We start from the raw sequence: 12,260 nt of genomic DNA, 5'->3' as shown, positions 1-12,260 counted from the left end.
CCTTTTGCACCCTGTGCTCCAGTTAATCCGCGTTCCCCTTGGTCTCCTTTTGCACCATCTTTAATCGCAACTTTTTGGATAAGCTCATCTACACCTTCAGTGTAAACACCATTCCCATCATTATCTAGATAGAAAGTAAGATTATTAGTATCTCCTACTTTGTTTTGATCTACACGTGGTTTTACTGTATCTATTAACTCTTTGGCTACACCGATTTGCACAATACGTGGTTGCGCTTCCTGTGCAACAGTTCTATTGATTGGTAATCCTAGAAGTGTTTCTTGTCCTAATCTGTGAACTTTATACGTAATCTCACGTCGACCATTTACTCCTTCTCTTACTAATCTTGTTTGCCCTTCTGCCAATTTACTAGTTGGAAGATATACTGTTTGGAAATCAATTACTTCAGAAACTTTGTGTGTACTAGCTGCTCCCGATGGATTCGCATCTAAATATAATGGTTTTTCTCTAAAATAATAGTTAGAGTTACTGTACGGATCATTACTTGTTGCAGATCCTGATTCTCCTTGAGCAACGTTAAAAGTGACTGGTCTTAAGCGAACTGATAAATCTCCATTAGGATTAGTTATTGGTAAAGAAAATCTAATTGTCTGATTACTATTTGTTGAAACCGCAGATTGTAGACTATATCCTGAATGAGATACAAAGTTTCCACCTCTACTTATAGTTCTATATTGTTCTCTTAGTCTATTTGTTGAAATAGTTGCTTGTGAAGGTTCTCCGAATCCATTTCCTTTGTCTAAGATAAAGTTGTTGTTAACAAACTCACCTGGTCCAGAATATGCGATTGAGAATTCTACTCTATTCCCAACTCTAGTTGTTGTTACATCAAAATGAATAGGGTTTCCTCCACGTGAATTTCCATTACCACGAAAACTATGTGACCCTCTACTAATATCAGTGAAAACAGTATTGTTTCCTAGATTAGTTACTGGTTGGTTCGTTGGAGCAGGCGCTGCTCTAAAACCACTATAACCATTATCTGCACTACGAGTAGAACCTACATTTGCTGTATTATTAGTTGTTGCCACCTCAGCTTTTGGTGCTGTAGTAACTTCCCTTGTTTCAGCTTTCGGCGTCTCAACACTCGCTTCTCTAGTTTCTGCTTTGGGTGTTGCTACATTTGCTTCTCTTGTTTCAGCTTTTGGTGTTGTAGCTACTGTTTCTTTAGGCGCAGTTTGAGCCTCTACAGCTTTTGGTGCTACAGTTTCAACTGGTTTGTTTGTTGTACCAGTAGCTGCTACATTAGTACTTTTCTCTTTTTCTACAACTGTTGTTATAGCCTTTTCCCACGTATTAGCCGTGGCACTACTTCCGCTCTCTGTTGCTACAGCTTGTGCAGCTGTTTGAGATGAACCAGTTTCAGCTGCTTGAGCGTCAGCTCCTCCTAAAAAGAAAAGCCCTGATAATATCGCAACACTTGCGGCTCCTACGTTATACTTACGAATACCATAACGATTAAACTTCTCGGTAGTATTCTCATCTATCTTCCAATTAGTTTTTGATTTATTCTTCATTGTTATAAACTCCTTTTCACTGCAATAAATGTGTTTTTAGGTCCATTTATTAAAAACCTGTTATGATTTGTCACAAAATGTTCACCTAAAAATCGGCAGCATTTATGATAATAATATACAATTATTATCTAAAAATATACACCCGTATCTGCTATATGTCAATACTTTTTTAAACCGCTTTAAATTACCTTGCAAAACATATTAATATAGATATTTTAGGAAAACGTTACAAATATTGATGTACAGTAGGCTCTTATAACCTATATATCAAATTTTTAAAGTATTAAGTTTTATTTTTTTTTACTATTTTTTAGATACAAACAATTGCTTATATTGCTATAAATCAGCTTGAAAACTCTTATTTTTATGTCAGATTTTATCACATTAAAAATACTTGTTTTCGTAAACATTTATGTAAACAAATCTCTTCTACTGTACCAGTCAAAATAATTCAAGTGTTATATTTATTGCACTATTCTATTAATTAATTTTATAGCTGATATTATTTTATTTTTTTTACTATTTATTAGTACATTTTCTAACATATCTATCTACCAAATATTAATAATCAATCACAATATATGTATTAATTATTTTTATTTAAAGTTTTAAAAATTCTTGTAATATGACAAATGATAATTCTAACCTCTGTTGAAAGATAATATAAATCTATTTACTCTTTACAACAAATTCCGTTACTTTATTCAGAAAATTTCATAAAGAAAACATAATATCACTTAACTATTTTTTCATTAATATTTTGGAAATTTAAGATTACTTCAACATTTTACATTTATTTTTAAGAAAAACCATGTTTATAATTGACAAAATAGGCTATTCAACTTATGATATTTATTAAGAGTTATACTTTATCTCGTATTTATTGTATTAATTTTTATTAAATACATTTACTATATTAAGTGAAAGGCATATTTTTTATGAAGAAATATATTGTTACTATTGCTACTGTTACTTTAGTAGTATTAATTTTAGCATTAGGTGGCTATTATTATCTAACTAAAGATGATAAACCTACAACACCTAGTCAAACTACTCAAAAAGATAATACAAAATCTTCTACTACTAAAGAAAACAATAAAACAAATAAAAACAGCGAAGACACTCCGTCAACCAACGGAAAAACTCCAGAGACTGTTACTCAACCGACTATTATCAATGGTATTGTGCTAGCTAATAAAAAGCACCCCTTACCTGCTAACTATAATCCTGGAGAAAATCCTACAGCAAGACAAAAAGTCAATAAATTAATTAGTGATGCTCAAGCATTAGGATTAAACGTCTCTAATCAAGTTTCTGGTTTTAGAGCTTACGATACACAAGCTGGACTTTACAACAACTATGTTGCTTCACATGGTAAACAAGAAGCTGACAGGTTCTCAGCACGACCTGGATATAGTGAGCACCAAACTGGATTAGTTTTTGATCTTATAGATAATCAAGGACAACTTTTAGGAGCCGAAGGAACTAATGAAAGTAGTAAAAAAGCTGCTGCTTGGTTAGATAAAAATGCTCATAAATATGGCTTCATAGTTAGATATAAACCAGAGTTCGTAGATAAAACTGGTTATATGGAAGAAAGTTGGCATATTCGCTATGTAGGAGAAGACGTAGCCAAAACAATTTACGAAAAAAATATTTCACTAGAAGAGTACCTTAATGCTCCTGGTGGAGACTATGCAAATTAAATTATTTTAAGTAAAAGGAGAAATTAATGAATAGAAATAATCAAGGCCCTAATAATCAAAATTACAATAATCAGAATTATAACAATCAAAACTTTGATAATACTCAATACAACAATCAAGGATATGATCAACAGTATCAAAATACTCAATACCAAAATTTTGATCAACAAAATTATAACAATCAACAACAAAATTTTAATAATCAACCTAACTATAACGTTCCTCCTATGTACATGGAAGAACCTAAAGAAAAGAAAAAAAGTATACTTCCAGTTGTCTTAACAGCAATTATTACTTTTGTTGTTTTAGTAGTAGCATTATACTTTGGATATAATAAATTCCTAAAAAAAGAAAATGTTATCGACTTAGCTACATATGAAGTTAATTTCGTTGCATATGGTGCTGAAGGCGAAGGAAAACCTGAAGTTGACATTAAGAAAGTTCCAGAAGTTGCTAATTCTAGCGCAGAGATTTCTAATCTATTATCAAATCCAGATATTTCATTTGATAAACAAAGCAACTTAAAAAATGGTGATAAAGTTGAAGTTACTATCACACTTAACAAAAATACTGTAAATAAATTAAAACTAAAAACAACAGGAGAATTCAAACGTACATTCACTGTTAATGGTCTAAATGAAAAAGCTAAAGAAAAAGAAACTATTATCGTAAAAGAAAACTCTTCTAATTCTTCTAGTTCATCAAACGAAAGAAGTCATAGTATTAGCGGACGTACTGCTTATGTAAAACCAGCCGTAGGTGTTAACCTAAGAAGTGATAAATATGATACTAGTAGAATAGTAACATCTATAAAAGGTGGAGCTGCAGTTACAATAGGATCACTTGAAACTAACTCATATGGGGAAAGTTGGGCATATGTTTACTACGGAGGATATAGTGGATATGTTCGTGGAGATTTAATCGGCGGATAATAAAACAGAATATAATTAAAAAAAGTTGACTCACAACATTGTGAATCAACTTTTTTTAATTATCTCTAACTTTTAATTTAACCATAAGCATACTTATCAAAGTTATTCCTATAACAATAAGGAAAATAGATTTACTTTGTGTGAAACCAAGTAAACCATTTTTTACATGTTTACCTATCCAAACATACACATAATCTCCGTAATAGATACCTAATGCGAAGAATGCTTGATAAATCCCCATACTTACATTACGATATTCTCTATCAAAATATTGCATAGCAAGGGAAATAAGTGCATTATAGGCACCACCATATCCTAATCCATTTAAGATATAACTAAAATAAATAACATACGGGTTATTAACATATAACGCTATAATATAGAACGCTAATGAACATCCTAGTAAGAATAATAGTGTTTTTTGAATACCCCATTTTCTCGTAAAGTACACTCCTACAAGAACTCCAGCAATTAGCTGAGGTACTGCAAAGACTGCATCCATATACGCAAGCATTAACGGCGTCATATTCAGCTCTGTTTTACCGTAAGTAATCATGTTGGCTCCACTTGTAGCAAACTTAATAAATGAAAGCAATAACGCTATTAAACAAATATAGATAAAACTCTTATGTTTAATTACTACTTTTACCTTATCAAATGAAAAATCACTATCGACAGGGCGATAATCTTTCATCATAAATGATAATACAAACGTAATTACCGCAATAACACCTGCTACTATCCACATATAATCAAAATGTTTATATGTATTCATAGTAAAAACATATTGTATAGGTGCTGCGATAAATTCAGCTAATAACGGTGCAACAGATAGTATCGATACCGATACCGCTGCCTTATCTCTAGAAAAAGTTTCTGAGAAAATAACATTGAACAAAGCAAGCATTGTGGCACTTATCCCCAATGATAAAGAAGATAAGTATAGCGTAATATAGCTACCGTTAAATGCTACTAAAAATGAAGTCACTATTAATAAAAATAGAGAAATTTGAACGAATATTTTACGCCTTTTAAAAATATCACTCGCCAAAAACATCGGCAACCTTACTATTAAACTCATAAGTCCATATCCGGCTGCTATTTGAGCTGCGAGTACCGGTGTTAAAGAAAGTCCACCTTGTTCTATCGGTGTAATTGCGTATAACTTTCTATAAGCACGTATAATACTTATCGCAGACCAGAATAAAACTAATATCCAAAATATAATAATTTGATCCTTATTCAATTCGAATTTCTTAGATAAAAAGATTACCAGAATTAGAATTAATGCGATCATTATAAGTGAAAATAAAATTTTTGTTTTAACCATCTCCTAACTATATAATTTTCATAAAATATCGAATCTAAAGTAGTATAACTATGTTTAAAATTCAACTTAAACATTATACCACAAAATCATATGTTGTTAAGAAAAAATACTCAGATTATTTGTTAGATTACCTTCGATAACGTTAAAAAACTTATTTTTATATTTGGATAGGCTTCTTTTATAGTTTTAGCACATCCTAATAAAGTATTTCCACTCGTATATATATCATCTATTATCAAAACAGATTTAATACTTCCTAGAGTCATTTCATCACATAAAAGATGATACCTGTTCTCCTTTCTTTCTTTATGAAGTTTAGACTGTTTCTTTCTATAATCACAACTAAGAATTTTCTTATAGTTTACATCACATAACTTACAAACTTGTTCAATATGATCAAACCCTCGAATAATTTCCCGAATCTCGTTTGCTGGAACGATTGTCACTAAATCAAAATTATTTAAAGAAATAAACTTATCTAGAAGATTTTTAAATTTTACTGCGCAAGCCACATCTCCGAAATATTTTATAGAATAGATTTCATCTTTTAAGAATTCATAGTGAGCAAAATAATACAAAGTATATTCTCCTACTTCTAAGACATTTATATCAATATGTTCCCTACAGCTAGCACAAAGATAAAAATCCTCTTTTTTTGAAAATAATGTATCAAACCCTAACTTTTTCTTTATTTCCAAACTACAAAAACTACACTTCATATCTTACCTCCTGTTCAACTTTCTATATTTCGCGAGATTATTCATATACTCTATCTCTTTAATAGCAGCTTTCATATCCCTACTTATACTATCCGCTAAAAATACAACATCTCCAGAATTATCATAATCCTTTCTACCTACCCTACCTGAAATTTGAATTAGTGCCGACTTTGTAAAATTTATATGCTTTGCATCAAAAACCACTACATCTAAATAATCAAAAGTCACACCACGCTCTAATATCGTTGTCGTAATGAGAATGTCTAGTTCTCTATTATAAAACTTCTGGATTTTCTCACTTCTATTTTCATCTCCACTATAGACGAAATCTATCATTATTTCCTCGGAAATATATTTTTTAAAGTACAACACCGCTGTTTCACACATACCTATTTCAGGAACAAATATCAATATTCGTCTATCCTTTTTCAATTTTTCTTTAATAAACTTAGCTATAAAGTACGATCTTTTAGAAAAATCAAAAACTTCAGGCTTTTCAATTTTTATTTTCGGAACTGGTAACAGATATCTGTGATACCTTATAGGTATTTTTATAACTTCATCAACACTAGATTTTACTACTTCAGAAGGTGTCGCCGAAAGAAATACAAGAACACCCTCATCTTTCAAACTCGTTTTAGCACCATTTTCTAAACATTCATCACCAGAATACGGAAAAGCATCCACCTCATCAATAATAACAATATCAAAGTAATTGTAATACTTAACGAGTTGATGAGTAGTCATAATATAGAAATTCGAATCTCCAAAAGTCTTTTCCTCACCATGTAAAACACTCATTGGGTAACCTTTAAAATCGCGAGCAAATCGTTCGCATAATTCTTTTACTACATCTCTTCTTGGAATTGCTAAGCATATATTTTTATTATCCAAAATCGCATGATATATAGCATCATAAACTATTTCTGTCTTACCCGCTCCGCAAACAGCCCAGATTAAAGTACCTTTTGCGCTTTCTATGTTTTCCACTAAAATCTTACTTGCCTCTTCCTGAACATCACTTAACTCCACACTTGGTTCTTCTGGCACTTTTAAATCTAATATTGGTATATTTATATGAAACTTTATAAACCAATCATCACTTCTACCAAAATCTATACATCTTCTACAATATGTAACTTCCTGATTCTTATTAATAAATGTGAAAAATTGTTGCTGATCTTTATTATCACATTGCAAACAGTGAAATTTACCTTTTTCTTCATTCACTGAGTACAATTTACTTATATATTGACAATTATCTAAATAATGAAGTTTAATATTCATTTTTAGCAATTTGGATATAGATAAAAGCAGCCCATTATACCTCCTTAAAAAAGTTAAATCACTCTCTTTTAGAGTATAGACTGCCCCTGTCGTTATTTCATTATATATTTCATCAAAATCTGAATTGATTTCTCCAAAATCATCATAGCTCTTTTTAATTTTTCTATAACTTATATTTTTTTCATTATTACTCATTTTTGAATAATAAACTATATAAATCGCCTCTATAAATTCACAGTATTCCCTAAAAAACATTTTCTATTACCCCTTATCTGTAAATTTTTATCAAAAATATTTTCAGTAAATTTCCTCATTTAGTTAACATTTTAAGTTTCTAATATTCCTAGTTAAGCACATAACATCTATATTTAATTTTATTTTAACAAAAATATATTTATAAAGCAAAATAAATGTATATTTTATAAAAGTGACATTTTTATGCAAACTATATTGCTAACGTTATCAAAAAGTGGTATAATAAAACTATAAAAAAAGGGGGAACCCCCTATAAAGTAGCTAAGCTGCTTTATGAAAGGAGTGCTTTAAAATGTTAAGATATCAAGTACGAGGAGAAAATTTAGAAATTACTCAAGCTATTAGAGAGTATGTTGAAAATAAAGTTTCTAAATTAGAAAAATACTTTGCTGACAGTTTAGAAGCAAACGTTTACGCTAATGCTAAAGTATACAAAAATAATAAGAAAAAAATCGAAATCACTGTACCTCTTAGAGGCGTTACACTTCGAGCTGAAGAAACTAACGATGATTTATACGCTGCTGTTGATTTAGTTGTTGACAAACTTGAACGTCAAATGAGAAAACACAAAACTAAAATCAATAGAAAAGGTCGTGAAAAAGGATTTGCTGAAGAAAATATTCTTACTAGTGAGTTAGAAGAAGCTGAAGAAACTACTTTAGATCTTGGCAAAGTTAAACAACTTAAAGTTGAAGCCATGACAAGAGAAGAAGCTGTATTCCAAATGGAACTTCTAGGACACGATTTCTTCGCATTCTTAGATAACACTACAAATGAAATTTCTGTAGTATATAAACGCCGTGACACTGGATACGGAGTATTAGAAATTTCTAAATAATTAATATTGAGTTTAAATACAATCAACCATCTTCCGTAGGTGGTTGATTTTTCTTTGCAAATACAATAAAATTAAAATAAAGAAATAAAATAAGTATAGAATTTCTCTTATATTTTTTCGTACTCTTATAGTGGTGAAGGACGCTTCCGACTAATTTTTCATGTGACAACACATAAAAAATGGATTCTCCAGCTAGTAAATGAGCCTATAGTCTCATTTACTCCTTACAAAATTGTAGTTCAATTTTGTTATCACCACTATAGAGTACTCTAGAAAAATATTTTAAGAGTAAACTAATTTTATTATATCCAATTAGTTTCTATAACTATATACAATACCCATTAGGAGGATTTTTATGACTAAAAAAGTTGCTTTATTCATTGAAAATGGAAGTGAAGAATTAGAGTTAATTGCACCACTAGATATACTACGTCGCGCTAATATTCACGTTGATCTAATCTCTGCAAACAACGAAGATTATATAACTAGCTCACATGATGTAAAAATAATAGTAGATAAAAAAGTTGATGATATCGATAATATTCTTGATTATGATGCAATAGTAATCCCAGGCGGAATGCCTGGAAGCACCTTACTTCGTGATAATGAGAAAATAATTAAATTTTATCAAGAAATGTATAAGGCTGATAAATTGGTTGCTGCTATCTGTGCGGCTCCTATCGTACTAAGTAAAGCAGGCATCCTTGAAGATAAAGAAGTAACTTCTTATCCAGGATTCGATAAAGAAATAAACTGCAAAACATACAATAACGAAAAAGCGGTAATTGTTGATAACAATGTAATCACTGCTCAAGGTCCAGCCGTGGCTATTTTATTCGGTTACGAAATCGTTAATTACCTACTTCAAGATGACACTGCGCAAAACATTAGCAACGCTATGCTAGTACCAATATTAAAAAATAACTTATAAAACATAAAAATTAAGACCTCAGATTAAAACATCCGAGGTCTTTTATCATTTATTTTGTTAATTCTTCTAACTCTTTCATCGCAGCCACTACAACTTCCGGTGTACAAACATCAACTGCAAGTTTAAATGTTTCTTTTTCACTAGCTGCAAATTCAGCAATTTTTTGTATTTTTTCTTCTACATCTTCTGTTACATTCACGCAAGCTAAGTTATAAGCTAAATCATTATCTTTATAAAATGGAACAAGTTTCTCAACTTCTTCTCTCTTACCTTCAGCAAGTAATTGAACTAAAATACCATAAGATACTTTTGTTCCGTGTAACACAGAGTGCGTTTCTTTAACTAAACTCATACCATTGTGCACTGCGTGAGCTCCTGCCATACGTCCATAGTGAACACCGAAGCATCCAACACATCCTGCGATAGCAAATACTGTATCTACAGCATTTTTGAAGCTTTCAGTTACTTCACCTTTTTCCATAGCTTCTAACGCTCCATTAGCATCGCGTAAAAGAACATCACGAGTGATTTTAGCTGCTTCTAATCCCATTCTTACAAAAGGATCATTAAACTTGTTATTTCTCTCTACTAATACTACTGCTTCATACCACTTAGCTAAAGTATCTCCGATTCCCGCTACGAAATATTCTTTTGGTGATTCTAATAATAAGTCTAAGTCTACGACACAAGCATAAGCTGTACGTTTAAAATATGCAACCTCTCTAAATGTATGATCTGGATGATAAACCGCAGCTACAGGTGCATAAGGTGCACATGTTGCGATTACAGTTGGTACTGTCATGTACTCAACATTTAAGTTTTGCGCTACACCTTTGGCAGTGTCGATAACACGTCCTCCTCCTACTCCAAGAACTACATCAACACCTTCTCCATATTCATCAGCAATACGTTGCATATCCTCAAAAGATGCAGAACCATCATATTTAGCTACTCTAAATTCTCTATTACCTTTATAAAACTTCGTAAACGCTGCGTAAGATTTTTCTCCAGTAACAATCAAAGGAGTTTTAAACCCTTCTAATCTATTATCAAGTGCAGACAATGCCCCACTTCCTGAAATATATTCACTTACCCCTGGTCTTGCTACATTTGCTAATTCAAACATTTTACATCTCTCCTTTGTTGTTAAGTTTATAATTTTATTGTTTAAATAAGATTATATCATTTCAGAAAATTAAAATCAATAGTAAATTAAAACCTTTTCATTTTCTGATAATTTAAAAATAGGAAATATTCAAGAGTAATTTATAAGCATCTAATATTTAAAAATCAAGGGGCTGACCCAAAAGTCCTAAATTTTAACAAAGTGTATATGAGAACTCATAGACGCAGTGGTTTATTGACATCTAAATTCGCTTTATAAAAGCTTTTTAGATGTCTAATAAACTGTGCGGGGGTGACTCTAAAAAATCGATTTCTCTGAAATCACGATTTTTGAGTCACTCCCATACCAATTACCTTGATCTTCATATTATTTCGGGAAAAATATAGTCCCCTCTTTTTTAGTCTGCCCTTTAGTTATAGACTCCACTATAGTACTAGCTTTTTCTAAGGCGACTATATCACCATTTAATTTTTCAATTAATATCTTTCTTCCTTTATATGGACTATAAACACTTGCTTCTATACTCTCAATTTTTAAATAATAGCGCTCATCCAAGTTATTTTCCTTAAGCATATTTTTTATCTGAGCTAAATTCTCTTCATCATAATCTACATACTCAAATAAATTTCTGTTTTGTAATCTTCTTGCTAAATCAGCAGCAATTTTATCTTCTTTATCTTGAATAAGAGCACAACAATACAATAATGAATTTTCATCCAGTTTAAAATATTCCTCTACACTCACTTCAGATTTCTCTAAGAATGGAATCAACACCTTCATGTCTTCAAAATAATCTTTATCTACTTTGAAAATATCTTTCAATCTGTTAAATAGTTGAATAAATACCGCCTCATAACTTCTAGCTACAGGATGATAATAAACTTGCCAATACATCTGATATCTCGCCATAATATAGTCTTCTACACTGTGAATACCAGTATATTTAACTACAATTACCTTCCTACCTTCATTTGTTTTTCTTACGCGCATTGTACGTAATATTCTTTCAAGGTCAAATTGTCCATAACTCGTAGCTGTAAAATAAGAATCACGTAATAAATAATCCATTCTATCAGCATCTAGTTGACCTGAAACAATCTGATTAAGTATATCATTTTCATGAGTATGTTGAATAATAGAGACTATATCTTGTGGCAAATTTTCTGAAACAGCTCTTAAAATAGTATTAAGCTCAGTATTTCCTAATATTATTTTTGCTGTATATTCCTCATGACTATGATTAGTAACATGCTCAAATGCATGGGAAAATGGACCATGACCCACATCATGTAATAATCCAGCAAGCATCACGCAAACTTTGTCATATTCAGTTAATTCAACGCAAAGAGACTTAACCTCTGTAACCATTCTTCTAACAATCTCATAAACACCTAACGAATGAGAAAATCTAGAATGTTCTGCTGTTGGATATACTTGAAAATCTCCCCCTAATTGTCTTATACGACGTAATCTTTGAAACTCCTTACTATCAAGACAATTCCAAATTACTTCATAATGAATATGAATATAACTATGTACTGGATCTTTTAATACTTTAGTCTCATCTAACCTTTTTAATTCCATCACTTATCCCCCTA

General features: G+C 31.0%; 10 protein-coding genes. 4 read left to right on the top strand and 6 right to left on the bottom strand.

Annotated elements, in window-relative coordinates:
- Positions 1-1,538, bottom strand: a 1,538-nt coding sequence (locus tag O3884_RS02035; protein WP_371451310.1) for a G5 domain-containing protein, incomplete at its 3' end; no start/stop codon positions are given.
- A gap of 938 nt (positions 1,539-2,476) precedes the next feature.
- Between O3884_RS02035 and O3884_RS02030 the strand changes: the two genes are divergently transcribed.
- Both O3884_RS02030 and O3884_RS02025 read left to right on the top strand, forming a co-directional pair.
- Positions 2,477-3,244, top strand: coding sequence for a D-alanyl-D-alanine carboxypeptidase family protein (locus O3884_RS02030; RefSeq protein WP_371451309.1), 768 nt, complete (start codon positions 2,477-2,479; stop codon positions 3,242-3,244).
- 26 nt (positions 3,245-3,270) lie between these two features.
- Positions 3,271-4,176: a hypothetical protein gene (locus O3884_RS02025; RefSeq protein ID WP_371451308.1), complete on the top strand. Its 906-nt coding sequence runs from the start codon at positions 3,271-3,273 to the stop codon at positions 4,174-4,176.
- 55 nt (positions 4,177-4,231) lie between these two features.
- Here the strand turns inward: O3884_RS02025 and O3884_RS02020 are convergent, their stop codons facing one another.
- The 3 genes from O3884_RS02020 to O3884_RS02010 form a co-directional block, all read right to left on the bottom strand.
- Positions 4,232-5,422, bottom strand: coding sequence for an MFS transporter (locus O3884_RS02020; RefSeq protein ID WP_371451307.1), 1,191 nt, complete (start codon positions 5,420-5,422; stop codon positions 4,232-4,234).
- A 206-nt stretch (positions 5,423-5,628) separates the two neighbouring features.
- The gene (locus tag O3884_RS02015; protein ID WP_371451306.1) at positions 5,629-6,225 is read right to left on the bottom strand and encodes a ComF family protein; all 597 of its coding nucleotides are present in this window, start codon (positions 6,223-6,225) and stop codon (positions 5,629-5,631) included.
- A gap of 3 nt (positions 6,226-6,228) precedes the next feature.
- Positions 6,229-7,767 carry an ATP-dependent helicase ComFA gene (locus O3884_RS02010; RefSeq protein WP_371451305.1) on the bottom strand — a complete coding sequence of 513 codons (1,539 nt, stop codon included), beginning with the start codon at positions 7,765-7,767 and terminating at the stop codon, positions 6,229-6,231.
- A gap of 292 nt (positions 7,768-8,059) precedes the next feature.
- Here O3884_RS02010 and hpf point away from each other — a divergent pair, with 292 nt between their 5' ends.
- Both hpf and O3884_RS02000 read left to right on the top strand, forming a co-directional pair.
- On the top strand, positions 8,060-8,605 hold the full coding sequence (gene hpf, locus O3884_RS02005) for a ribosome hibernation-promoting factor, HPF/YfiA family (protein WP_371451304.1): 546 nt from the start codon (positions 8,060-8,062) through the stop codon (positions 8,603-8,605).
- 355 nt (positions 8,606-8,960) lie between these two features.
- Positions 8,961-9,536 carry a DJ-1 family glyoxalase III gene (locus O3884_RS02000; protein WP_371451303.1) on the top strand — a complete coding sequence of 192 codons (576 nt, stop codon included), beginning with the start codon at positions 8,961-8,963 and terminating at the stop codon, positions 9,534-9,536.
- Between the two features lie 49 nt (positions 9,537-9,585).
- Here O3884_RS02000 and O3884_RS01995 read toward each other — a convergent pair whose 3' ends face one another.
- Both O3884_RS01995 and O3884_RS01990 read right to left on the bottom strand, forming a co-directional pair.
- Complete coding sequence (locus O3884_RS01995; RefSeq protein WP_371451302.1) at positions 9,586-10,662, bottom strand: iron-containing alcohol dehydrogenase family protein; 1,077 nt, start codon at positions 10,660-10,662, stop codon at positions 9,586-9,588.
- A 366-nt stretch (positions 10,663-11,028) separates the two neighbouring features.
- On the bottom strand, positions 11,029-12,246 hold the full coding sequence (locus tag O3884_RS01990; protein ID WP_371451301.1) for an HD domain-containing protein: 1,218 nt from the start codon (positions 12,244-12,246) through the stop codon (positions 11,029-11,031).
- Positions 12,247-12,260: the final 14 nt, after the last annotated feature.

Origin of the sequence: Gemella sp. 20925_1_85, from assembly GCF_041433735.1 — a bacterium.
Taxonomy (GTDB): domain Bacteria; phylum Bacillota; class Bacilli; order Staphylococcales; family Gemellaceae; genus Gemella.
The sequence above is the reverse complement of the archived record's forward strand: the minus strand, read 5'-3'. Positions and strand labels throughout refer to the sequence as shown.

Excerpts from the sequence above, each read along its gene's own strand:
- hpf (WP_371451304.1), top strand. The coding sequence starts at position 8,060 with ATGTTAAGATATCAAGTACGAGGAGAAAATTTAGAAATTACTCAAGCT.
- O3884_RS02030 (WP_371451309.1), top strand. The coding sequence starts at position 2,477 with ATGAAGAAATATATTGTTACTATTGCTACTGTTACTTTAGTAGTATTA.
- O3884_RS02010 (WP_371451305.1), bottom strand. The coding sequence starts at position 7,767 with ATGTTTTTTAGGGAATACTGTGAATTTATAGAGGCGATTTATATAGTT.
- O3884_RS01990 (WP_371451301.1), bottom strand. The coding sequence starts at position 12,246 with ATGGAATTAAAAAGGTTAGATGAGACTAAAGTATTAAAAGATCCAGTA.
- O3884_RS01995 (WP_371451302.1), bottom strand. The coding sequence starts at position 10,662 with ATGTTTGAATTAGCAAATGTAGCAAGACCAGGGGTAAGTGAATATATT.
- O3884_RS02015 (WP_371451306.1), bottom strand. The coding sequence starts at position 6,225 with ATGAAGTGTAGTTTTTGTAGTTTGGAAATAAAGAAAAAGTTAGGGTTT.
- O3884_RS02025 (WP_371451308.1), top strand. The coding sequence starts at position 3,271 with ATGAATAGAAATAATCAAGGCCCTAATAATCAAAATTACAATAATCAG.
- O3884_RS02000 (WP_371451303.1), top strand. The coding sequence starts at position 8,961 with ATGACTAAAAAAGTTGCTTTATTCATTGAAAATGGAAGTGAAGAATTA.